Annotated in this window: 24 protein-coding genes; 13 read left to right on the forward strand and 11 right to left on the reverse strand. The window is 62.1% G+C overall.

Going from position 1 to position 21440, the window contains the following annotated elements; translation table 11 throughout:
* The 6 genes from BSF44_RS15940 to BSF44_RS15965 form a co-directional block, all read left to right on the forward strand.
* On the forward strand, positions 1–267 hold a 267-nt coding region (locus tag BSF44_RS15940; protein WP_256589087.1), incomplete at its 5' end, for an acyl-CoA dehydrogenase family protein.
* Positions 268–280: 13 nt separating this feature from the next.
* Positions 281–1063: an SDR family oxidoreductase gene (locus tag BSF44_RS15945; RefSeq protein ID WP_095944317.1), complete on the forward strand. Its 783-nt coding sequence runs from the start codon at positions 281–283 to the stop codon at positions 1061–1063.
* Between the two features lie 2 nt (positions 1064–1065).
* Positions 1066–1524, forward strand: coding sequence for a MaoC family dehydratase (locus tag BSF44_RS15950; RefSeq protein WP_095944318.1), 459 nt, complete (start codon positions 1066–1068; stop codon positions 1522–1524).
* 29 nt (positions 1525–1553) lie between these two features.
* A complete protein-coding gene (locus BSF44_RS15955) occupies positions 1554–2756 on the forward strand; it encodes an acetyl-CoA C-acyltransferase (protein WP_095944319.1) in 1203 nt (400 codons plus the stop codon).
* On the forward strand, positions 2757–3146 hold the full coding sequence (locus BSF44_RS15960) for a steroid Delta-isomerase (RefSeq protein ID WP_095944320.1): 390 nt from the start codon (positions 2757–2759) through the stop codon (positions 3144–3146).
* On the forward strand, positions 3143–3577 hold the full coding sequence (locus tag BSF44_RS15965) for a nuclear transport factor 2 family protein (protein ID WP_095944321.1): 435 nt from the start codon (positions 3143–3145) through the stop codon (positions 3575–3577). Before BSF44_RS15960 ends, BSF44_RS15965 begins: the two co-directional genes overlap by 4 nt.
* Positions 3578–3933: 356 nt before the next feature.
* On the opposite strand, the gene BSF44_RS15975 is transcribed toward BSF44_RS15965, so the two are convergent.
* Complete coding sequence (locus BSF44_RS15975; protein WP_095944323.1) at positions 3934–4431, reverse strand: SRPBCC family protein; 498 nt, start codon at positions 4429–4431, stop codon at positions 3934–3936.
* A gap of 13 nt (positions 4432–4444) precedes the next feature.
* On the reverse strand, positions 4445–5221 hold the full coding sequence (locus BSF44_RS15980) for an SDR family oxidoreductase (protein WP_095944324.1): 777 nt from the start codon (positions 5219–5221) through the stop codon (positions 4445–4447).
* 272 nt (positions 5222–5493) lie between these two features.
* Here BSF44_RS15980 and BSF44_RS15985 point away from each other — a divergent pair, with 272 nt between their 5' ends.
* Genes BSF44_RS15985 through dmpG form a run of 4 tightly spaced genes read left to right on the forward strand, consistent with a single transcriptional unit; the run spans position 5494 to position 9099 of the window.
* Positions 5494–6336 carry an alpha/beta fold hydrolase gene (locus BSF44_RS15985; protein ID WP_095944325.1) on the forward strand — a complete coding sequence of 281 codons (843 nt, stop codon included), beginning with the start codon at positions 5494–5496 and terminating at the stop codon, positions 6334–6336.
* Positions 6333–7124: a fumarylacetoacetate hydrolase family protein gene (locus BSF44_RS15990; RefSeq protein ID WP_056722418.1), complete on the forward strand. Its 792-nt coding sequence runs from the start codon at positions 6333–6335 to the stop codon at positions 7122–7124. The genes BSF44_RS15985 and BSF44_RS15990 overlap by 4 nt, the downstream gene beginning before the upstream one ends.
* An 18-nt stretch (positions 7125–7142) precedes the next feature.
* Positions 7143–8051 carry an acetaldehyde dehydrogenase (acetylating) gene (locus BSF44_RS15995; RefSeq protein ID WP_095944326.1) on the forward strand — a complete coding sequence of 303 codons (909 nt, stop codon included), beginning with the start codon at positions 7143–7145 and terminating at the stop codon, positions 8049–8051.
* Positions 8052–8064: 13 nt separating this feature from the next.
* Positions 8065–9099: a 4-hydroxy-2-oxovalerate aldolase gene (gene dmpG, locus BSF44_RS16000; protein ID WP_095944327.1), complete on the forward strand. Its 1035-nt coding sequence runs from the start codon at positions 8065–8067 to the stop codon at positions 9097–9099.
* 65 nt (positions 9100–9164) lie between these two features.
* On the opposite strand, the gene BSF44_RS30340 is transcribed toward dmpG, so the two are convergent.
* From BSF44_RS30340 to BSF44_RS16015, 4 genes are all read right to left on the reverse strand, one after another.
* Positions 9165–9332: a hypothetical protein gene (locus tag BSF44_RS30340; RefSeq protein WP_172435356.1), complete on the reverse strand. Its 168-nt coding sequence runs from the start codon at positions 9330–9332 to the stop codon at positions 9165–9167.
* Positions 9333–9571: 239 nt separating this feature from the next.
* A complete protein-coding gene (nudE, locus tag BSF44_RS16005; RefSeq protein ID WP_095944328.1) occupies positions 9572–10120 on the reverse strand; it encodes an ADP compounds hydrolase NudE in 549 nt (182 codons plus the stop codon).
* A gap of 87 nt (positions 10121–10207) precedes the next feature.
* Positions 10208–11338, reverse strand: coding sequence for a helix-turn-helix transcriptional regulator (locus BSF44_RS16010; RefSeq protein ID WP_095944329.1), 1131 nt, complete (start codon positions 11336–11338; stop codon positions 10208–10210).
* Between the two features lie 136 nt (positions 11339–11474).
* Positions 11475–12518 carry a Rieske 2Fe-2S domain-containing protein gene (locus BSF44_RS16015; protein ID WP_095944330.1) on the reverse strand — a complete coding sequence of 348 codons (1044 nt, stop codon included), beginning with the start codon at positions 12516–12518 and terminating at the stop codon, positions 11475–11477.
* Between the two features lie 146 nt (positions 12519–12664).
* On the opposite strand from BSF44_RS16015, the gene BSF44_RS16020 reads away from it, so the two are divergent.
* From BSF44_RS16020 to BSF44_RS16030, 3 genes are read left to right on the forward strand one after another with little or no spacing between them, the layout of a single operon-like run.
* Entirely contained in the window at positions 12665–13504 is an 840-nt protein-coding gene (locus BSF44_RS16020) for an SDR family NAD(P)-dependent oxidoreductase (protein ID WP_095944331.1), read from the forward strand.
* The gene (locus BSF44_RS16025) at positions 13491–14417 is read left to right on the forward strand and encodes an alpha/beta hydrolase (RefSeq protein ID WP_095944332.1); all 927 of its coding nucleotides are present in this window, start codon (positions 13491–13493) and stop codon (positions 14415–14417) included. The genes BSF44_RS16020 and BSF44_RS16025 overlap by 14 nt, the downstream gene beginning before the upstream one ends.
* Complete coding sequence (locus BSF44_RS16030) at positions 14414–15529, forward strand: 3,4-dihydroxy-2-butanone-4-phosphate synthase (protein WP_095944333.1); 1116 nt, start codon at positions 14414–14416, stop codon at positions 15527–15529. Before BSF44_RS16025 ends, BSF44_RS16030 begins: the two co-directional genes overlap by 4 nt.
* 91 nt (positions 15530–15620) lie before the next feature.
* Here BSF44_RS16030 and BSF44_RS16035 read toward each other — a convergent pair whose 3' ends face one another.
* From BSF44_RS16035 to BSF44_RS16055, 5 genes are all read right to left on the reverse strand, one after another.
* Entirely contained in the window at positions 15621–16271 is a 651-nt protein-coding gene (locus BSF44_RS16035) for a DUF2931 family protein (protein WP_095944334.1), read from the reverse strand.
* Between the two features lie 30 nt (positions 16272–16301).
* The gene (locus tag BSF44_RS16040) at positions 16302–16952 is read right to left on the reverse strand and encodes a DUF2931 family protein (protein ID WP_095944380.1); all 651 of its coding nucleotides are present in this window, start codon (positions 16950–16952) and stop codon (positions 16302–16304) included.
* Complete coding sequence (locus BSF44_RS16045; protein WP_256589088.1) at positions 16952–18787, reverse strand: phospholipase effector Tle1 domain-containing protein; 1836 nt, start codon at positions 18785–18787, stop codon at positions 16952–16954. The genes BSF44_RS16040 and BSF44_RS16045 overlap by 1 nt, the downstream gene beginning before the upstream one ends.
* 205 nt (positions 18788–18992) lie before the next feature.
* Entirely contained in the window at positions 18993–19970 is a 978-nt protein-coding gene (gene surE, locus BSF44_RS16050) for a 5'/3'-nucleotidase SurE (RefSeq protein ID WP_095944335.1), read from the reverse strand.
* A gap of 79 nt (positions 19971–20049) precedes the next feature.
* Positions 20050–21429: a DUF1329 domain-containing protein gene (locus BSF44_RS16055; protein WP_095944336.1), complete on the reverse strand. Its 1380-nt coding sequence runs from the start codon at positions 21427–21429 to the stop codon at positions 20050–20052.
* Positions 21430–21440 lie beyond the last annotated feature (11 nt).

Genomic DNA, 21440 nt, shown 5'->3' on the forward strand with positions numbered 1-21440 from the left:
AGCCAGGACGGTTCACTGCGCAAAGAGGCGACCATCTACAAGCTGTTCTGGTCGAACTGGCACGCCAGCCTCGGCAAGTTGGCGATGGACGTCCTCGGCGCCGAGGCGGAATTGCTCGAAGCCGCGCCTTACCAGTTGACCCGTTTGCAGTCGCTGTACCTGTTCAGCCGCGCCGACACCCTCTACGGCGGCAGCAACGAAATCCAGCGCAACATCATCGCCGAGCGTGCCTTGGGCATGCCCAAAGAGCCGCGTCCGCGCGCCTGAAAGGAGAGAGTTCATGTCTGTACCTCAATATGTTGAAGGTCGCGGCCTGCTGCGCGGCAAGTCGGTGCTGATCACCGCCGCCGCAGGCGCCGGGATCGGTTTTTCCGCCGCCGTGCGTGCCGCCGAAGAAGGCTGCCGCGCGCTGATGATCAGCGATATCCATGAAGGCCGGCTGGCCGAAGCGGTGCTGAAAATCCGCGAAACCACCGGGCTGCAACAGGTGTTCGGCCAGGTCTGCAACGTTGCCGACGAAGCCCAGGTGCAGCAGCTGATCGCCTGCGCCGAACGTGACTTGCAAGGCGTGGATGTGCTGATCAACAACGCGGGCCTCGGCGGCTCGCGCTTGCTGGTGGACATGGCCGATGAAGAGTGGAATCGGGTCATTGATGTGACGCTCACCGGCACCATGCGCATGACCCGCGCCATGCTGCCGAAAATGATGGAGCGGCGTGCCGGAGTGATCGTCAACAACGCCTCAGTGCTGGGCTGGCGCGCGCAGAAAGAACAGGCGCACTACGCCGCCGCCAAGGCCGGAGTCATGGCGCTGACCCGCTGCACAGCGGTCGAGGCCGCCGACTACGGCATCCGCATCAACGCGGTCAGCCCGAGCATTGCCCTGCACGATTTCCTGCGCAAGTCCGCGCCCCAGGCGGTGCTCGATCAACTGGCCGCCAACGAAGCGTTCGGCCGCGCCGCCGAAGTCTGGGAAGTGGCCAACGTGATGATGTTCCTGGCCAGCGACTACAGCTCCTACATGACCGGCGAAGTGTTGTCGGTGTCCAGCCAGAGGGCGTGACCATGCCACGAATGTTCGACACGCCGATGGCCTTGTTCGATGCCGTGGGCGAATCACTCGGCGCCAGCGACTGGCTGTTGCTGGAACAAGACCGCATCGATCGGTTCGCCGACGCCACTGGCGATCACCAGTGGATTCACGTCGATCCAGTCAAGGCTGCCAGCGGCCCGTTTGGCACCTGCATTGCCCATGGTTACCTGAGCCTGTCGCTGGTCAATCTGTTCCTGCCGCAGATCGTCGAGGTCCGTGGCCTGGCGATGGGCGTCAATTACGGCTGTGAGCGGGTGCGTTTTCCTTCGGTGGTGCGCGTCGGCTCGCGGGTGCGCGGCAGTGCGCAATTGATCGCGGTCGAGGAAGTGAAGGGCGGCGTGCAGGCGACCATCCGCGTCAGCGTCGAAATCGACGGCGAGGAACGTCCCGGGTGCGTGGTCGACACCATCAGTCGCTATTACCCGGCTTGACCTTCAATAGAATTTTCGAGGAATCCAGCATGAAAGAAGCCGTCATCGTTTCCACCGCCCGCACTCCGATCGGCAAAGCCTTTCGTGGTGCGTTCAATGACACCGAAGCGCCGCAACTGGGTGGCCACGTGGTGCGCGAAGCCGTGCGCCGTGCCAGCATCGAGCCGGGTGAAGTGGACGACGTGATCATCGGCGCCGCGGCGCAGCAGGGCACCCAGTCCTATAACCTGGGGCGTCTGTGCGCGATTGCCGGCGGCTTGCCGGCATCGGTGGCCGGGATGGCGGTCGAGCGCCAGTGCTCGTCGGGCCTGATGAGCATCGCCATGGCCGCCAAAGGCATCATGTGCGACGAAATCGACATCGCCGTGGCCGGTGGCCTGGAGTCGATATCCCTGGTGCAGAACAAGCACAAGAACCTCTATCGCAACCAGTCGGGTTCGGTGATCGAGCTGGACCCGCACGCTTACATCCCGATGATCGAAACCGCCGAGATCGTCTCCGCGCGCTACGGCATCTCCCGCGACGAGCAGGACGAATACAGCTACCAGAGCCAGCTGCGTACCGCGCAGGCTCAGAACGCCGGGCGATTCGACCGGGAACTGGCGCCGCTGACCAGCCGCAAGGCACTGTTCGACAAGGCCACCGGCGAAACCAGCTATGAAAACGTCACCTTGCTGCGCGACGAATGCAACCGCATCGACACTTCTCGCGAAAGCCTGAGCGCCCTGGAACCGGTATGGCCCGGCGGTCAGTGGAGCGACAAGGGTCGATTCATCACCGCCGGCAACGCCTCCCAGCTATCCGACGGCGCATCGGCTTCGGTGTTGATGAGCGCCAAAATGGCCGAGAAGCGTGGCCTGGAACCACTGGGGATCTATCGCGGCATGGCCGTCGCCGGCTGCAATTCCGACGAGATGGGCATCGGCCCGGTGTACGCCATTCCCAAGCTGCTCAAGCGCCACGGCCTGACCATGGACCACATCGGCCTGTGGGAGTTGAACGAAGCGTTCGCCTGTCAGGTGCTGTACTGCCGCGACACCCTGGGCATTGCGGCCGAGCGCCTGAACGTCAACGGCGGGGCGATCTCCATCGGCCATCCGTTCGGCATGTCCGGGGCGCGGATGGTCGGCCACGCGTTGGTCGAAGGCCAGCGTCGCGGCTTGCGTTACGTGGTGGTGAGCATGTGCATCGGTGGCGGCATGGGCGCTGCCGCCCTGTTCGAGGTGGTCTGAATGATCAGCGCACAGCAGATCCAGGCGACCATGGCACGCTACGTGGAACTGGTGGATGCCGGCGACATCGAGGGCATCCTCGCGCTCTACGCCAAAGACGCCACCGTTGAAGACCCGGTCGGCCAGGCGCCGTTGCAAGGCATCGACGCCATCACGCGCTTTTACCGTGAAGGACTGGGGGCGATGAAGGTCTCGGCGACCCGGACCGGTCCGGTGCGCGCGACGCTCAACGGTTGCGGAGCGATGCCGTTCCGGGTCGATATGGAGTGGGGCGGGCAACCGTGCTCACTGCATGTGATCGACGTGATGGAGTTCGACGCCGACGGCAAGATCCGCTCGATGAAAGCCTACTGGAGTGAAGTTAACGTAACAGCGCGAGGTGCAGCATGAACCTGGAACAGCGGATTGCCCGCCTGGAGGCACTGGAGGATATCCGCCAACTCAAGCATCGCTACCTCAACGCCTGTGACCTCAAGCAGGTCGAGGTGATTGCCGACTGCTTCGCCGAAGGTGAAGTGCTGATCGATTACGGGCCGTTGGGGATCTTTCGTGAGCGCGACAGTTTTGTCGCGCTGTACCGCGAACTGGCTTGCCATGAGCGGGTGATCGACCTGCATCACGGCGCCAACCCGGAAATCGAGGTGCTGAACGAGGATCAGGCCCAGGGCCGTTGGGCCCTGTGGTATTTCAACCTGGATGGCGAGAGCGGGGCGACGCGGCAGCTGGGTGGCTTCTATCATGACCGTTACCAGCGTATCGCCGGCCAATGGAAGATAGTCGCCACCCGTTTTACCGCTCACTCGCAAGTGGCGCGTTCCTGAAGACCGCTCGCCCCAGAGGTGGCCCAACCCCATCCACACTGTGGGAGCGAGCCTGCTCGCGATGGCGGCATGACAGGCAACATCAATGTTGAATGTGCCGGCCTCATCGCGAGCAGGCTCGCTCCCACAGTTTCTTTGTGGTGAACCTGGCATTAGCGTACAACCCGATCCCCCTTGTGGGAGCGAGCCTGCTCGCGATGGCGGCATGACAGGCAACATCAATGTTGAATGTGCCGGCCTCATCGCGAGCAGGCTCGCTCCTACAGTTTTTTTGTGGTGACGCCGACATTGCGAGTATCCCCAATCCCCTGTGGGAGCGGGCTTGCCCCGGGCGGCGTTCCGACGAAGGCGGCGTGTCAGGCAACATCGATGTTGGATATGCTGACAGCCATATCCGGATTCTGCGTTCGGCCGGTTTCGTAGTAAACCTTGAGGTTCTCGGCAATCTGCCGCACGACTTTGTTGAAGGCTTTTCCCAAAAATAATTCCATCAGCCTGCCGCCGCGCAGGCTGTATCTCATTTGCAGGGTGATGCGGGTCGCGTTGCCTTCGGCTTGCAAGGCATAACTGAAACTCGCCTCGCGAAACGGAAAGGGCGAGTCATTGCCGCCCTTGTGCAACCGCAACACGAACCCTGTGCCTTCCTGCCACTGCACCACGCTTTCATCCAGATACTGACCACTCTTGCGCAACACTCGGCGACTGGCGCCGACACCTTGCGTTGCGCCGGGATGAAACTGGCAACCGGTCAGGCCCGGCACGTAGTGTGGAGCGAGGCTCAGGTCGCGCAGTTTGGCCCATGCGGCTGGCTGTGAAAGGTCAAGCAGTACGCTGTGGCTGGCAATCGCGGGCATCTCGAAAGTCCTCTTATGAATGAGATTGTGCGGCATCAAGAAACGCCGGCCGCTCGCCCGCGCCATGCACTGCGATATCCGCGCCACTGACGTAACGGGCCAGCTTCGAGGCCAGGTACAGGCAGGTGTCGCCAATGTCCTCCGGGGTCGCCAGGCGTTGCAACGGAATGGTTGCCGCCACCCGTGCAATGCCTGCGTCGTCACCATAATGCATGGCCGCCTGCTCGGTGAGAATCAGCCCGGCGGTCACGGCGTTGACCCGCACCTTCGGCGCCCATTCCACTGCCAGCGAGGTGGTCAGGTTCAGCAGGCCGGCCTTGGCCGCGCCATAAGCGGCGGTGCCGGGGGAAGGGCGGGTGGCGCTGACGCTGCAGATGTTGATGATCGCACCGCCATCGGCCTGGGCCTGCATCACCTGGTTGGCCTGCTGGCAGAGGTTCAGCGGCGCTATCAGGTTCAGGCGGATGATCGCTTCGCTGAAACGCGACGAAGCTGTGGCGGCATCGGCATTCGGCGAACCGCCGGCGTTGTTGACCAACACATCGAGGCGACCGAAACGCTCGACGATGTGTGCGATCAAACGCCCGGACTGCTCGACATCCCGCAGATCACAGGGCAGGAACAGCGCCTCGCGCCCGGCGCTGGCAGGTAAGGTCTGTGGTGCTTCGCGCCCGCAGATCACCACCTCGGCGCCGCAGTCGAGGAAGCGCTGGCTGATACCGCGCCCCACACCTTTGCCACCGCCGGTGACCAGTACCACTTTGCCGCGAAAGTCCATCGGATCAAGCATGGGATTCTCTTTTTGTCGCTCGGGAATGCCGTCGATGCTAGGTCTGTGGTCCCTGTAATCCAACGTCCGATGAGACTAGGAACGGTGTAGGAGCGAGCCTGCTCGCGATGGACGTCAACGATAACGCGTAAAACCTGATGCCCCGCGCTGTCCTGGCCTCCTTCGCGAGCAGGCTCGCTCCTACAGGTGGGGCACGTAGTCCTGTCGGACGATGTTGACCATCCGGCCCCTCGGAATAATCCGGCTACAACAACAGGCCGGGAGGACACCTTATGGGCGCTTCAGCGCAAGGGCACTTCGTTACGCTGCCGGACGGTTTGCAGCTGCACTACAAAGACATCGGCGGGCATGACACCGGCAACGGCGAACCCGTGATTTTCATCCATGGCAGCGGGCCGGGCGCCAGCGGTCACAGCAACTTCAAGCAGAACTACCCGGTGTTCGCCGAGGCCGGTTACCGGGTGATCGTCCCGGACCTGCCGGGCTACGGCGCTTCGGACAAACCCGACACCCTCTATACCCTGGACTTCTTTGTTGCAGCGCTGAACGGTCTGCTCGACGCCCTGGACATCCAGCGTTGCGTGCTGGTCGGCAACTCCCTGGGCGGCGCGATCGCGATCAAACTGGCCCTCGACCAACCGCAGCGTGTCAGCCGTCTGGTGCTGATGGCGCCCGGTGGTCTGATGGAAAAGGAACAGTACTACCTGCAGATGGAAGGCATCCAGAAAATGGGTGCGGCCTTCGCCAAGGGTGAGCTGAACGATGCGGCGGGCATGCGTCGCCTGCTGGCCTTGCAACTGTTCGATGAAAGCCTGATCAGCGACGAAACGGTCAACGAACGCGTGGCTGTGGTGCAACAGCAACCGGTGTGCGTGCTGTCGACCATGCAGGTGCCGAACATGACGTCACGCCTGGGCGAGTTGCAGTGCCCGATCCTCGGTTTCTGGGGCATGAACGACAAGTTCTGCCCGTCCTCCGGCGCCCAGACCATGCTTGAGCACTGCAGCAAAATCCGTTTCGTGATGCTCAGCGAGTGCGGGCATTGGGTCCAGGTCGAGCACCGTGACTTTTTCAACCGCCAGTGCCTGGCGTTTTTTCAGGAGGCCCTCGGATGAGCGTGCAATTGCGCCGAGAGTTCGGCGAAGAGCTTTATCAGGCGCTGCTCAGCGGCTCCACCCTGGCGCCGCTGACCGAGCGTTGGCCGTCGATCAGCATCGAAGATGCCTATCACATTTCCCTGTACGCCATTGAGCGTCGGGTGGCGGCGGGTGACCAGATCGTCGGCAAGAAAATCGGCGTGACCTCGGCGGCGGTGCAGCAGATGCTCAACGTGCATCAGCCGGATTTCGGCTTCATCACGCGGCAGATGTCGTTCGATGACGATGCCCGGATTTCCCTGTCCGCCAACAAACTGATCCAGCCCCGCGCCGAGGGCGAGATCGCCTTCAAGCTCAAGCATGACCTGGTCGGCCCCGGCATTACCGAGGCCGACGTGCTGGCCGCCACCGAATACGTGATGCCGTGCTTCGAGATCGTCGACTCGCGGATTCACGACTGGCGCATCCGCATCCAGGACACGGTCGCAGACAACGCCTCTTGCGGCGTGTTCGTGCTGGGCGACAGCAAGGTCGACCCCCGCGAGCTGGACCTGCCGAACTTGCGCATGCGTGTGTTCAAGAACGGTGAGCCCCTGAGCGAAGGCCTGGGTTCGGCGGTGCAGGGTAACCCGTTGACGGCGGTGGCCTGGCTGGCCAACACCCTGGGTGCCTTCGGCATTCCGTTCAAAGCCGGGGAAATCATCCTGTCCGGCTCGCTGGTGCCACTGGAGCCGGCCCGTGCCGGCGACCGTTTTGAACTGACCATTGATGGCCTGGGCAGTGCCCGGGTGTCTTTCTGCGCCTGACTTTTGGAGTTTGACCCCATGAGCAAAAAACTCAGAGCGGCCATTATCGGCCCGGGCAACATCGGCACCGATCTGCTGATGAAAATGTGCCGATCGCAATGGATCGAGCCCGTCTGGATGGTCGGTGTCGACCCTGAATCCGAGGGTCTGAAACGTGCTCGGGAAATGGGCATCAAAACTACTGCCGGCGGTGTCGATGGCTTGCTGCCCCACGTACTCGACGATGACATCCGTATCGCCTTCGATGCCACCTCGGCCTACGTGCATGCCGAAAACAGCCGCAAGCTCAACGAGCTGGGGGTGATCATGATCGACCTCACGCCGGCGGCCATCGGCCCGTTCTGCGTGCCGCCGGTCAACCTCAAGGAGCACGCGTCGAGCCTGGCGATGAACGTCAACATGGTCACCTGCGGTGGCCAGGCGACCATCCCGATGGTGGCAGCAGTGTCGCGGGTGCAACCGGTGAGCTACGGCGAAATCGTCGCGACGGTTTCTTCCGGTTCGGTCGGCCCGGGTACGCGACAGAACATCGACGAGTTCACCCGCACCACGGCCGGTGCGGTGGAGAAGATCGGTGGCGCCCGACGCGGCAAGGCGATCATCGTGATCAACCCGGCCGAGCCACCGCTGATGATGCGCGACACCATCCACTGCCTGACCGATGACGAGCCGAACCAGGATGCGATCCGTACGTCGGTGCTGGAGATGGTCCGCGAAGTTCAGCGCTATGTACCGGGCTACAAACTGATCAACGGGCCGGTGTTCGACGGGCGCAAGGTGTCGATTTTCATCGAGGTCGAAGGCCTCGGCGATTTCCTGCCCAAGTCCGCCGGCAACCTCGACATCATGACCGCCGCCGGTTTGCGCACGGCCGAGATGTTCGCCGAAGAAGCCCACAAGGGCACCCTGCAACTGCCTGTCCGTTGAGTGGAGAATTCCGATGAATTTGCAAGGTAAGAGCGTCCGTCTGCACGACATGAGCCTGCGCGACGGCATGCACGCCAAACAGCACCAGATCAGCATTGAACAAATGGTCTCGGTGGCCACCGGCCTCGATGCGGCGGGTGTGCCGCTGATCGAAATCACCCACGGCGATGGCCTGGGCGGTGCGTCGCTGAACTACGGCTTTCCGGCCCACAGCGACGAGGAGTATTTCGCCGCGGTGATTCCGCAGATGAAACAGGCCAGGGTCTCGGCCCTGCTGTTGCCGGGGATCGGCACCCTCGACCACCTGAAGATGGCCCACGAACACGGCGTATCGACCATTCGCGTGGCCACTCACTGCACCGAGGCAGACGTGTCCGGCCAGCACATCGGTATGTCGGCGAAGATGGGCCTGGACACCGTCGGCTTCCTGATGATGGCGCACATGGTCAGCCCGGAGAAGCTGCTGGAGCAGGCGCGCCTGATGGAAAGCTACGGCGCCAATTGCATCTACTGCACCGACTCGGCCGGCTACATGCTGCCCGATGAAGTGACGCAGAAGATCGGCGCCCTGCGTGCCGGATTGAATGCCGGGACCGAAGTCGGTTTCCACGGCCATCACAACATGGGCATGGCCATCGCCAACTCCCTGGCGGCCATTGAGGCCGGCGCCGCGCGCATCGACGGATCGGTTGCAGGTCTTGGCGCGGGGGCGGGCAATACGCCGCTGGAAGTGTTCGTCGCGGTGCTGGAGCGCATGGGCGTCAACAGTGGCGTCGACCTGTACAAGATCATGGACGTGGCCGAAGACCTGGTGGTGCCGATGATGGACCAGCCGATCCGCCTCGACCGCGATGCGCTGACGTTGGGTTATGCCGGGGTGTACAGCTCGTTCCTGCTGTTCGCCAAGCGGGCTGAGCAGAAGTACGGTATTGCTGCTCGCGAGCTGCTGGTTGAGCTGGGCCGACGCGGAACCGTGGGTGGTCAGGAAGACATGATCGAAGACCTGGCACTGACCCTGTCGCGGGCCAGGGGTGCACTGCCGACCTGATTATTGCGGCAACGAAAAAACCACCGATGATTCGGTGGTTTTTTTATGGCCGGTGGAAACCATGCTCAAGGCAGCAGATTGCGCACCACGGGCGGAAAGCAATTGATCGCCGAGCTCGAACAGCTGAAGTAGGCGGTGGTCGGTCGGTAGGCTTCGTTCTTGAACAGTTGGCAGAGGCTGGTGGAAGCACCCGCACAGAGGATGATGAACAGAGCACAAGTCGTTTTGCGCATGGTGAGTCTCGACACGGTTTTATTGTTGTAGAGACAGGTTATGGCGGCGGTTCGCGAGTGGCTTCGTCCGAATGGACTATCCGTTCAAATTGAAGCTTCCCCGTTCCTTGTGGTGTTCCCGGGATCTGTGCCTGGTCGTGATCCCCTGTAGGAGCGAGCCTGCTCGCGATGGGCGGCATGGATGTTGGATGTGCCGGTCTCATCGCGAGCAGGCTCGCTCCTACAGGTTTTGTGTGGCGTCAGGTGCGTCGGGCGAGGGCGCCCATGGCCATGAACAGCGCCGCAATCGCCCGGGCTTCATGCAGTTCGCCACGGGCCACCAGTTCGGGGATCTGTGCCAGGGGTACACGCAGGCATTCCAGGGGTTCGGGTTCGTCGCCTTGCAGTTGGCAGGGGCTCAATTGTTCGGCCAGCACCACCCGGTAGCGGTGGCACAAGTGCCCCGGTGCCAAGGTCAGCTCGCCCAGTTCGGTAAGGCGGGCGGCGCGCATGCCGACTTCTTCGCTCAGCTCGCGCTGCGCCGCCTGCAAATAGTCTTCATCGGGCTCGGCACCGCCCTTGGGCAGGCCGAGAATGGTTTTTTCCACACCGACCGCGTATTCGCGCACCAGCAGCACATGCGCAGGATCGGGCATCGCCACCAGCATCACAGAGCGATAACCGGTACCACGCAGGCGTTCGTAGACCCGTTGCTGGCCGTTGCTGAATTGCAGGTGCAGGGCTTCGATCTGAAAGTGGCCGCTTTGCGCCAGCAGTTCAGTCTTGAGGATGGTTGGGCAGTTGCGCATGGGGCAGTCCCCTGTTTGGGATAAAGACACTGTGCGCTGTACAACGGGAGCCGCCATCGTCCGAGCGGACGAGGGCAGCAATGAGGGTTAGCCGAGGGTTGCCACGCTGCGCAGGATCAGGCGCACCAGCATGGTCTGGCGGGTCACGCCGGTCTTGGAGAAGGTCGAGCGCAAGTGTGCCCGGGAGGTGTTGCGGCTGATGCCCAGCTCTTCCGACGCTTCGTCGAGGGTCAAGCCGTTGGCCAGCAACATCGCCAGCTGGGTTTCCGCCGGGGTGAAGTCGAACAGCGCGCGGACAATATCCTGCGGTGCGGTGGACTGCTGCTCCGGGTCGCTGATGAAAATCACCACGGTCGGACACTGCTTGCCTTCGCTCCAGTCGCTCAAGGGCACCGAGCGCACGATGATCCCCAGATCCGCTTTCCCCGACGGCCGCTGTACGCGCAGGGCCTCGACCACTGACGGGTTGCCGCTCTTTTGCGACAGTAGCGACTGCTTGACCAGTCTGCGGAATTCCTGGGTATCCCGGGCCGTACCGACCTGCAAGCCATCGTTGACCAGTTTGATGCCGTCCTTTTCCTGGATCAGCCGGTCGGCGACCTGGTTGGTCTGCAGCACCTTGCCGGACTCGTCGAGGATGATCGTGCCGACCGCCATCTGGTTCACCGCGCCGGCGTACAGGTTGCGCTCGGCTTCGATGCGGTTGAGTTGCATGTGGATCTTGATCGAGCGTTCCAGGTGCGCAATGAAATGCGTGAGCATGGCCTTTTCTTCATTGCCGAACGGCTTGTCGTCACGTCCGCGGCTGATACGAATGCGGCACTGGGCGCCGTCGACGGTGTTGATGTCGGCACCGAGGATGTGGAACACGTCCACCGGTTCGAGGAAGTTCTTATAGAACTCGGAATTCTGCCAGTCGTCGTTGGAGACGAACTCGGCGAGGGTCACGACCTGGCGGTTGGGCAGGTCGACAAACGGATCGAGGCTGAAAAAGTGTTTGTTGTACGACGCGGTCGCCTCGGTCGAGGTGCCGGTGGTGTTGACCATCAGACCATCCACGTGGGCGCTGGGCGGACGCAGGATGAAGGTCACGTACTTGCTGTTCAGATGCACATTGAGCTGATTGAGAAAAGTCGCCCAGGGAATGGTTTCCAGCGGACCCTGATAGAGGTTGCCGATCAAATCACTGAACGTATCGAGGCTGAGGCTCTGCTGCATAGGGAAAAACCGTTTTTATTATTAGCGTTGGCGGTGGCCGAGGATAAGCGCCGGTATCGACTCCTTGCAACGCTCGGGCTCAGGGCCTGACCGGCGGCTGCCGGTCAGGCCCGGGGCGGGCGAAAAGCCGCTGGCGTCAGACCCGTTCGCTGGCGCGCACGACAAACTTCTTGTGTTCGCCGACGTCCGCCGACAGCGCCTGGACGTCGGTGTAGAACTGCTCGTACCAGCGGCGCAACTGGTAGACCGGACCGTCGCCGTCACACAGCAACGGGTTGTCGACGCGGGTCTTGCTGTGCCAGATGGCCACGTCTTCGTAGAAGGCTGCCTGCGCCTGCGCTACGTAGGCCTTGGCCATCGCCTGGTTCTGTTCTTCGCTCAAGCCCGGGATCTTCTTCACCAGCACGCCGTAGCGCAGGGTGAAGCTGTCCAGGTCGATCGGCACGTGGCAGTTGAGCAGGATCGAATGGATCGGCTGGCCGTTCATGGCGCCGTTCATCTCGGTGATCTGATAGGCCGGGCCGAAATAGGTGGCTTCGGTGGTCAGCACGCTGTCGCCGGACAGGCGCTCACTGCGGGCGCGCATGATCTGGGTGGCCAGGTGGCCCTGGAAAATGTTGATGAACTCTTCGACCGGCGCGCCGTGCACGGTGCCGAAGTGCGCCATGTCGGCGATGTTGTCGATCAGTTCGCGGCAGTTGGTGCCAATCTGCAATTCGGCAACTTCCCATGCCGCCCATTCGTCGCTGTAGCAGGCGTCGATGCGCGGAATGCGTTGTTCCGGCAGCGGCGGGTTGCCTTCGGGGTCATTCCAGACGAACAGCAACTGGTTCTCTTCCATGATCGGCCAGCTCTTGATCCTGGCCCGTGGCGGAATGCGCTTGGCATAAGGGATGTCATCGCAAACACCATCGGCGCCCCAGCGCCAGGCGTGGAACGGGCAGCGGATCGAGTTGCCTTCAACGCAACCGGTGCTCAGGTCGGCGCCCATGTGCGGGCAGTAGCCATCAAGGATATGCAGTTCGCCGTCTTCACCCTGGAACGCCACCAAGCGGGTGCCGAACACCTCCAGGCGGTGGGCCTTGCCGTCGCGGTATTGCGCGGCCAGGCCCAGGCAATGCCAGCCGCGGGCGTAGCGGTCTTCCAGCAGTTTGGCTTCGATGCGGTGCAGGGTACTCATCTTATTATTCTCCCAAGGGATCACGGGGTTGGCGCATGTAACGGATTCTGCCGCCCCTGTAAAAGCGGGCATCGTCTGAATGGACGATGGCTGCGTTAAGTAGGCCCGCTCTACTGGTGCCATTGGACCCATGGCAGGAGTTGGCGATGAGTAATGAGCAAGGGCCGGTAGCGGTGATTACCGGGGCCGCCAGTGGTATCGGCCGTGGCCTGGCCGAACACGCGGCGACGCTGGGCATGCGCCTGGTGCTGGCGGATCGGGATGCAGCGGGCCTGCAAGCCCTGTGCGACGAATTGAAGGTTCGCGGTGTGCAAGCGATTGCCTGCGTCACCGATGTCGGTGATGCGAAGCAGGTCGAGCGCCTGCGTGACCGAGCTGTCGAGCACTTTGGCGGGGTCGACCTGCTGTTCAACAACGCCGGGGTGATGCAAACCGGCTTCAGCTGGGAAATCACCGAGGCGCAATGGCAGCGCATGCTCGACGTCAACCTCAATGGCGTGATCAACGGCATTCGCAGTTTTGTGCCGCTGTTGCTCAGCCAGGGCCGGGCGGCCCATGTGATCAACACCGCATCCCTTGCCGGGCTGGTCAGCAGCCCGTTGATGGCGCCGTATAACGTGACCAAGCAGGCCGTGGTCGCGCTCTCGGAAACCCTGCATTACGAACTGGCAATGATCGGTGCACCAGTGTCGGTGTCGGTGCTGTGCCCGGGGCCGGTGGCCAGTGAAATCATGGCCTCGAACCAGGTGGTGGACACTGCCGGATCCGACTTCAGTCAACTGCTCGACAGCACCATTCGCCAGGGCATGACCCCGGCGGAGCTGGCCGCGCAGGTGTTCGCCGCCGTCGCGCAAAAGCGTTTCTGGATCCTGCCCCACAAGGGTTTCAAGCCGGCCCTTGAGCGTCGGGTCCAAAGCATTCTGGGCGAGACCAATCCGCAGTTCCAAATGGCCGATATAGAGGACGATGCCCATGCCGCTCGATAAGCAGATCGCTGGGGTTCTCCAGCAGTTTCGCGACATCCCTGAGCCCGATTTCAGTCTGGTCGATGCGGCTCAGTACCGGCAGTTCTCCGACAACCTGCTACCGGCGATCCCCGGCGAACCGATGAGCGAGGTGCGCAACCTGCGGGTGGCCGGCGCGGACGGTGAACTGGACGCACGCCTGTACCGGCCATCGGAACAACCTGATCTGCCATTGCTGGTGTTTTTCCATGGCGGCGGATTTGTCATGGGCAATCTCGATACCCACGACAATCTCTGCCGCTCGCTGGCCCGCCAGACCGAGGCGGTGGTGGTGTCCGTTGCCTACCGACTGGCCCCCGAAAACCCGTTCCCGGCGGCGCCCCTCGATTGTTATGCGGCCACCTGCTGGCTGGTCGAACATGCCGCCGAACTTGGGGTCGATGGCAGTCGACTGGCCTTGGCCGGGGACAGCGCCGGAGGCAATCTGGCGCTGGCGGTCAGTCAGTTGGCGGTACAGCGCCGGGGGCCGAAAATCAGCTATCAGTGTCTGTTCTATCCCGTTACCGACGCAGGTTGCGACTCTCAGTCCTTCGAAGACTTTGCCGAAAGCTATCTGCTTTCCGCCGGGATGATGCGCTGGTTCTGGCAGCAATATCTGCAAGACGTCGGGCAGGCGGATGATCCTTTGGCCTCGCCACTGCGCGCCGAGAGCTTGGCGGGATTGCCGCCAACGACCCTGATCACCGCCGAATTCGACCCGTTGCGTGATGAAGGCGAGGCAATGGCCGAGTGCTTGCGCGAGGCCGGTGTGCCTGTGCGGGTACAGCGTTGTGACGGCATGATCCACGGTTTTATCAGCATGGCTGCATTTGTCGAAGGGGCGGCACGCGCCTTGTCCGATGCGGCGACCGACCTGCGCGGGGCGCTCAAATGAGCGGCCTGGCTTTCAACACGGTACCGCAACTGATCGAGGCCATTGGTGCAGGTCAGATGGTGGTGATCACCGACGACGAACACAACGGCGAAGGCTCATTGCTGATGGCCGCCGAAAAAGCCGGGGCCGAGGCCGTCACCTTCATGGCGGTGCAGGCGCGCGGGCTGATTTGCCTGGCCCTGACCGAGCAGCGCTGCCGTGCGCTGGGCCTGGACCTGATGGTGCCCAACTCCCGGGCGCAACATGGCGTGGGGTTTACCCGCTCGATCGAAGCCGCCACCGGGGTGTCCACCGGCATCTCGGCGGCGGACCGGGCGCGTTCGATCCAGGTCGCGGTCGACCCGGCCAGCGTTCCGACGGACCTGGTGCAGCCGGGGCATATCTTCCCGGTGCAGGCCTTGCCCGGTGGCGTGATGCAGCGGGCCGGACATGTCGAGGCCGCGTGCGACCTGACGCGCCTGGCGGGACTGCAACCGGCGGCAACCCTGGTGGGCATTCTCAACGAGGACGGCGAACTGGCCCGTGGTGCCGAGCTGCATGAATTTGCCCATCGGCATGGCCTGCGCATCGGCACCATCGCCGACCTGATTCACTACCGCATCCTGCATGAAGGCACGATCGAGCGCGGCGGCGAATATCCCTTGCATACCCGCCACGGCGAGTTCCGCGTGACGACCTATCAGGACACCTACCAGGGCTCGCTGCACCTGGCGCTGGTCAAGGGCCGGATCGACAGCACGCAACCGGTGCTGGTGCGGGTGCAAGGCATCGAGACGTTGCGCGATGTGCTGGGGTGTGAAAGCGAAAGCGGGGCGCAGCAGTGGAGCCTGGATCGCTCACTGGCGAGCATCGCCGCCGCCGGTAACGGCGTTCTGGTGTTACTGGCCCAAAAGGAAAGCGCCGACGGTGTGCTTGAACAGTTGCGCCAGCGCAGTGGCGGCAAGCAGCGCACACCACAGTTTCCACAACGAACCCTGGGCATCGGCGCACAGATCCTGCGCGACCAGAATGTACGCAAAATGCGCTTGATGAGCTCGCCGGTACCGTACAAGGCCGTGTCCGGGTTCGACCTGGAAGTGACGGAATTCGTGCCGTTTCAACCGATAGGCTAATGCAAGCCCATAAACCGGTGGGAGAGGGCGTGCGCCGGGCGTCGTCTGCCAGACTTTTCATCATCCTTGGCCTCGGAGTGGCAGCGCAGGGTTACCAACTGCCATAGGGGATGCCGTAGCGTTCGATGTAGCGCTGAACTTTCTCGTCGAGTGTGTAGGCGTACCGGCCTTCATTCTTGCCTTGGCTCGGCCCCAAGGGCTCGATTTCGGCTTGAGCCCGGGCGACCTTGATTGCGTCATGACAGCTATTGCGCACCCACACCTGCACCACGCCGCCCGGGGCCAGGCCCAGAGTCAGCGAGGCCCGGTAGGGAGATCGAAGGGTGTCCGGGCAGCGTCGACTGATGGAGGTGCGCATGATCTCGCGCGCTTGCTCGGGGATGTCGACCCAGACCTTGTAGGTTTGGGGTTCGACGATTGATTGCCAGCGGACGTAGATGCGTTTGGGCAGTGCGGCGCCGGTCACGGGCCTGACATTCCCTCCGACCCGGTGCCAGCCACGAGCAGCCTCCGAGCCCTCCAATGCGGTGTCAGTCCCGATTACTCCTCCCATATGATTGTTGAAGAATTTGCCGTTTATATCTTCTGCAGTACTGTTTTCGACCCAGCCGAGCATGTACGACGGCCCTTGAAAATCAATGCTCCACCAAGGCGAGTGCGGGTCGTGCTCAGCTGACAGCGGGTCGGTGGCCTGACAACCGCCGATGAGTAAAAGGCCCATGAGGGCCATCAATCTTTTCATCATCCTTGGCCTCGGAGTGGCAGTGGAGGGTTACCAACTGCCATAGGGGATGCCGTAGCGTTCGATGTAGCGCTTCGATTTCTCGGATTGTGGGTAGTAGTGTCCATTGGACTTACCCAGATGCGGACCCAAGGGCTCGACCTCGGCCTGAGCCCGGGCGACCTTGATTGCGTCATGACAGCTGTCGCGCACCCATACCTGCACCACACCGCCCGGGGCCAGGCCCAGAATCAGAGAGGCCCGGTAGGGGGATCGAAGGGTGTCCGGGCAGCGTCGACTGATGGATATGCGCATGATCTCGCGCGCTTGCTCGGGGATGTCGACCCAGACCTTGTAGGTTTGGGGTTCGACGACCGATTGCCAGCGGACAAAGATGCGCTTGGGCAGTGCGGCGCCGGTCACGGGCATGACGCTTCCTGCAATCACTCTCGGCCAACCGCGAGCGGATTCGGTGCCGTCTTCAGGAGTAGCGGTCCCTATGGAACCTCCCCCGGGGCGACGGAAGAATTGACCGTTGATATCTTCGACAATACGCAACTCAACCTCCCCAAGCATGTATGACGGCCCCTGAAATGCGATGCTCCACCAGGGCGAGTGCGGGTCGTGCTCAGCTGACAGCGGGTCGGTGGCCTGGCAACCGCCGAGGAATAAAAGGCCTATGAGGGTCACCCATTTTTTCATCATCCCTGACCTCCGCGTGGTGCGTGAGGGTGCTGCACACGTACGGCATCGGCGGTGGGCGCATTGATGTACAGAAGCCTGGCTTCGCGTTGCCCGGTTTTATCCAGCGGGTGATTCCAGTGTGCCGATGTGTGGATGTAGCTGTGCTTGAGCATGCGTTCTTCGGCTGGCATAACGTGGTAGGCACCGGCAACAAACCTGTCGCATAGCGCTTGGAGTTCTATCGGAAGGCTGTATTGAGGGTCATGCTCATCAAGATCGTTAAACCTCACACCTTTTTGCCTGGCTAGTTCGTGCATCAGTCGCAGGTAGACTCGCGACAGCTCGCCCCGGACCGAGCGCGTAAGTTGCAAGCCAGCGTAAACCCGTTGCTCCCGCGCGCTTGCACGGTCCTGCAGGTCGGGGGGCAGCAGCCTTGGCTCGGGGGTGACAATTTCCAGCATGTCGGCCGGCCAACCCTGGGCAATCATGTTGGCCCTGTGCTGCCGCGCAACACGGTAGATCGACGTGCTCCTGACATCCGTGCCCTGGGCTACGGTCAAACCCTGCATCGGGCCAACGAGTACGCGTTCCTGGGCTTCGGCGAGGTAGCCGCCACCGATGTCCGAGTGCACCCCGGGCAAGGCAATTTCTGGATGGTCGGGTGCGACCCGGCTCAAGGGGAAATTGGCGCGATGCTCATCGCGGGCTACCAGATGTACTACATCGAAAAACAGGGATCGAGGCAGATGCAGGCGCAAACCCGGAGCGACCGAACTCTGGACATTGCCCAGGTTGCTGATACCGGCAATGGAGGCGACGGTGTCAAACAGACCGATAAACCCCATATGGATGTCGCGGTGATACTGCCCCAGGAACTGGCGACTGAAGCCCTGTGCATTGTTGATCAGAACCCTTTGCAGCAGTCCCTGACTGCTCAGCGCCACCTCATTGGCGAAGTGACGGGCAGCGGCTGCACCGCGACTGAAGCCGAAGGTGTCGAAGGTCAGTGAGGTGATTTCGCCGTCCGGGTTTTCACGAACAGCTCTATCAATGAGACCGGCCAGATCATTTATCGCCTGCTGAACTCGCCCAACAACACCAGACTCACCTCGACCTGTTCCGGACCCCATCAGGCTGTCCTTTTCACCGGCCCGCGTACCGATACCCTCAACATAAAGCTTGCGCTGTACCGACCTGCTCCGTGCATCATCCTGGAGCTCATTCGACTCCAGGTAGCGGTCCCAGAGTTTTGCCACATTGGTCACATCATTCCCATAACTACTCCCCGGATCACTCATATACGGCTTGCAACTGGCCTCCAGGTCTTCAGGCAGGATGGCATGGTGGGCCCCGCAAGCCAGCCCGAGTGCGGTGTTGTCGGCATTATTTCCAGTACCGTCGAAAAACACGCCAATGCGCAGTGCAATGCCGATTTTGTTGGGTGTCGGCTGTTTCTGCACCCATCCCGATGGCGGTTTTGGGGAGACCGGTGCCCGTGCGGTCGTTGAATAATAGGCAGGAGCGTAAGTTGCCGGCTGTGCGACTGTTTTGGAAGTCAGTGCCTCAGCGTCATCGCTGGACTCATAAGTGGTATCGAGTATCGAAGGGATCAGCCTGGCGCTGCAGGGGCAACTGCTGTAGCTGTCCAGAGTACCGGCCACCAGTCTTCCGTCGCTGTCGATACTCGGGACACCGCCGAGGATCACGTAAATATTGTTGTTCGCGCCACAGGAAACCGGATCGCCCTCACACGCAAGGGCGACGTCGAACATCGCGACGTCTGCTTTGGCGTCCAGCACCTTGCCACCGCAGCTGGTCCAGTCGCCCAGACAAATAAAATATCCTTCAGCCATGATTCGAACTCCGTGTCCTTGGCACCCCCGGTGAGGGAGGCGCTGCTGCTCGATGGTTTGCACTGGCTCGGGTGTGAGCCGGGCTAGCGCAAACTAACGGGGCAGCGACGGAATTCAAGGTGTCCGGGTACGAACAGGAAATGTCCTACGAGTCATTCAGAAACAAGAGACGTCGAGTTGAACTTGCCGGTCGATATGCGTCGGTTTAAGGCTTGATGCCTTGCAACATCTCCTTCGCCTGATCCTGCACTGCCTGCGGCGCGGTCATGTTGCCGTCGATCACGGTGATGACCGCGTGGCCTTGCCACAGTTGATAGGCATCGGCCTTTTGCTGGACTTCGGTCGGTGTCGACGGTGGGGCCAGGTTGACGTGGACCACGCCGTCGGCGCCGCGCTGTGAGGTGAAGTTCACCCGATCCCAGTTGCCGATCGGCGCAAAGCTCACGCCTTTGACTTCATCGGGTTTCAGGGGCGGGTAGTTGAGGTTCAGGCCGTTGACGCCTGGCAGGCCGAGCACGTTCAGCTCACACGAGTGTTTGCTTTTGGCGCAGGCCTGTCTGGCTTCGGCGCCGGTCAGGCTCGCCTGTTCGATCACCTTCACGGCAAAGCGCGCCGTGTCGTCCATGGCGCCGAGGGTCTTGCGGTAGCCGGCCTGTTGGTCGCGGATGATCAGGTCCATGTCAATGGCCGTTGACACCGCCACGGCTGGAACCCCTTTGAACATGGCACGAACGGCGGCGTTGAGGGTGCCCGACATCTGCGTCAGCGGGCCGACGTTTTCGCCAAAGTTGCTGCCCGATACCACCAGGTCCGGCGGCGAATCCTTGAGGATCACATCGAGGCCGACGTTGACTGCATCCACCGGCGTGCCGATGGCGGACGTCTTGCCGGCTGGCGGGGTGTAGCCCTGCGGTGGCCCGACGCAAAATTTGCCCGGCGCCAGTTCGGTCACCGCCAGGGCCTGGCCAGGTACGACCACGCTGGCGGCGCTGATGCCGCTGCTGTCGTTCAACGGGCCGACCAGGGTGACTTTATGCCCGGCAGCAGTCAGGGCGCGGTACATCGCATCGATGCCGGGTGCGCGGCAGCCATCGTCGTTGGTCAGCAGGAGGTTCAGGGCGTTGGCTTGCAGCGACAGGCCAACGCTGGCCATGGCGATGATGCCGGTGACGAGCTTGTTCATGAAGAAGTCTTCCGTGGATGGAGCGGATTTTACAAAGCACAACGCCCCGACCGAATGATTCGGTCGGGGCGCGGTGAGTTTAGCGGGTGCCGAGTTTGCGCAGGTTGCCAGGGGTGAACTCGTCTTCGGTGAAGGCGGTGGCGTTGAGCTTCGCCGGTTTCTGATCGATCAGCATCCGGTCAACCAGATACGAACCGGCGATCAGGTCGTGATAGACCCCGAGGCGAGCATGGTAACGCTGCATCTCGTAGGCGTAGATCGATGTCTGCATGTTGGTGCGCCAGAGTTGGCCGCGACTGTCGTAGTTGTCGGCCAGGGTCGCGGCCCAGGTGTCCTCGTCCAGGTACATCACACGCTTGGCGTACACGTGGCGGGCGCCTTCCTTGAGGGTGGCTTGCAGCACCCAGACGCGGTGTTTTTCATAGCGCATGTACTGCGGATCGATATGGCCGGTGGTGGCCAGAATCTGATCGGTGCTTACGCTCGGATCATCGATCTTGTAGTTGTGATAAGGAATGTAGATTTCCTTTTTGCCGACGATGGTCCAGTTGTAGCGGTCCGGGGCACCGTTGAACAAACGGTCTTCGTCGTACACGCGGAAACCGCCGGCGCCGGTCGGCGAGTCGTAGCCCACGGTCGGCGCGCGACGCACCCGGCGCTGACCCGGGCTGTACTGCCAGGCCTGACGCGGGGAGGCGGTCGGGTTGATGAACTCGTGACCGACGACGATCTCGCCTTTCTTGCGCACCGGTTCCAGCGTGGTGATCAGGAAGTTGGTGAGAATGCCGTTGGATGTCTCCAGGGTTCGGTCCGGGTTGGACCAGATCGAGAAGATCTTGTAGTTGACCTCTTCGAGTACCCGCTCCTTGTTGGAGTACACCACGGCCTGCCGGTAGTTGGCCTCTTCGGCGGCGGCGCGGCCGGCGAGGGTGTGGTTGAACATCAACTCGCTGCCGTTCTTGGGAATCGGGAACGGTGAACCGGCCCAGGCGTTTTTCGTGTCGTTGTTGTCGTTGGCCAGCTCGGCGTTGACGGCGTTGTGCTTGACCGCCTCGACCAGTTTCGGGTCAACGCGGAAGTCGCGGTGGCTCGGGTACACCGGGATCTTGAAGGTGTCAGGGTAGCGCTTGAGCAACGCTTTCTGGCCGTCGGTGAGGTTCTCGGCGTACTTGTCCATGTTCTTCGAGTCGATCACGAACAACGGTTTTTCCGCGGCATAGGGGTCCGGGTATGGCGTACCGGGGCCGTCAAACTTGAGGCCTGGCGGCAGGCCGAGCCATTTGCCGGACCAGGCCGGGATGCTGCCGTCGGCGTTGCCGGCTTTTTCCGCGCCCATCGGGGTCAGGTCCTGGCCCAGGCGGGCGGCTTCTTCGGGGCTGACCTTGGCGTAGGCCAGGCCACTGCCGAGCAAGCCGACGGTCAATGCCGTGCTCAGTAAGGTTTGGGTGAATCTGGACATGCTGTGCTCCT

Origin of the sequence: Pseudomonas sp. ACN8 (genome assembly GCF_002303925.1) — a bacterium.
In the GTDB taxonomy this organism is placed as follows: domain Bacteria; phylum Pseudomonadota; class Gammaproteobacteria; order Pseudomonadales; family Pseudomonadaceae; genus Aquipseudomonas.

Bases quoted from the DNA above. Each gene is read 5' to 3' on its own strand.
- BSF44_RS15950 (WP_095944318.1), top strand. From the start codon at position 1,066: ATGCCACGAATGTTCGACACGCCGATGGCCTTGTTCGATGCCGTGGGC.
- BSF44_RS15965 (WP_095944321.1), top strand. From the start codon at position 3,143: ATGAACCTGGAACAGCGGATTGCCCGCCTGGAGGCACTGGAGGATATC.
- BSF44_RS16015 (WP_095944330.1), bottom strand. From the start codon at position 12,518: ATGAGTACCCTGCACCGCATCGAAGCCAAACTGCTGGAAGACCGCTAC.
- BSF44_RS16055 (WP_095944336.1), bottom strand. From the start codon at position 21,429: ATGTCCAGATTCACCCAAACCTTACTGAGCACGGCATTGACCGTCGGC.
- BSF44_RS16035 (WP_095944334.1), bottom strand. From the start codon at position 16,271: ATGAAAAGATTGATGGCCCTCATGGGCCTTTTACTCATCGGCGGTTGT.
- BSF44_RS15955 (WP_095944319.1), top strand. From the start codon at position 1,554: ATGAAAGAAGCCGTCATCGTTTCCACCGCCCGCACTCCGATCGGCAAA.
- BSF44_RS15945 (WP_095944317.1), top strand. From the start codon at position 281: ATGTCTGTACCTCAATATGTTGAAGGTCGCGGCCTGCTGCGCGGCAAG.
- BSF44_RS15960 (WP_095944320.1), top strand. From the start codon at position 2,757: ATGATCAGCGCACAGCAGATCCAGGCGACCATGGCACGCTACGTGGAA.
- BSF44_RS30340 (WP_172435356.1), bottom strand. From the start codon at position 9,332: ATGCGCAAAACGACTTGTGCTCTGTTCATCATCCTCTGTGCGGGTGCT.
- BSF44_RS15995 (WP_095944326.1), top strand. From the start codon at position 7,143: ATGAGCAAAAAACTCAGAGCGGCCATTATCGGCCCGGGCAACATCGGC.
- BSF44_RS15975 (WP_095944323.1), bottom strand. From the start codon at position 4,431: ATGCCCGCGATTGCCAGCCACAGCGTACTGCTTGACCTTTCACAGCCA.
- dmpG (WP_095944327.1), top strand. From the start codon at position 8,065: ATGAATTTGCAAGGTAAGAGCGTCCGTCTGCACGACATGAGCCTGCGC.
- BSF44_RS16020 (WP_095944331.1), top strand. From the start codon at position 12,665: ATGAGTAATGAGCAAGGGCCGGTAGCGGTGATTACCGGGGCCGCCAGT.
- BSF44_RS15985 (WP_095944325.1), top strand. From the start codon at position 5,494: ATGGGCGCTTCAGCGCAAGGGCACTTCGTTACGCTGCCGGACGGTTTG.
- BSF44_RS16030 (WP_095944333.1), top strand. From the start codon at position 14,414: ATGAGCGGCCTGGCTTTCAACACGGTACCGCAACTGATCGAGGCCATT.
- nudE (WP_095944328.1), bottom strand. From the start codon at position 10,120: ATGCGCAACTGCCCAACCATCCTCAAGACTGAACTGCTGGCGCAAAGC.
- BSF44_RS15980 (WP_095944324.1), bottom strand. From the start codon at position 5,221: ATGCTTGATCCGATGGACTTTCGCGGCAAAGTGGTACTGGTCACCGGC.
- surE (WP_095944335.1), bottom strand. From the start codon at position 19,970: ATGAACAAGCTCGTCACCGGCATCATCGCCATGGCCAGCGTTGGCCTG.
- BSF44_RS16045 (WP_256589088.1), bottom strand. From the start codon at position 18,787: ATGGCTGAAGGATATTTTATTTGTCTGGGCGACTGGACCAGCTGCGGT.
- BSF44_RS16010 (WP_095944329.1), bottom strand. From the start codon at position 11,338: ATGCAGCAGAGCCTCAGCCTCGATACGTTCAGTGATTTGATCGGCAAC.
- BSF44_RS15990 (WP_056722418.1), top strand. From the start codon at position 6,333: ATGAGCGTGCAATTGCGCCGAGAGTTCGGCGAAGAGCTTTATCAGGCG.
- BSF44_RS16040 (WP_095944380.1), bottom strand. From the start codon at position 16,952: ATGAAAAAATGGGTGACCCTCATAGGCCTTTTATTCCTCGGCGGTTGC.
- BSF44_RS16025 (WP_095944332.1), top strand. From the start codon at position 13,491: ATGCCGCTCGATAAGCAGATCGCTGGGGTTCTCCAGCAGTTTCGCGAC.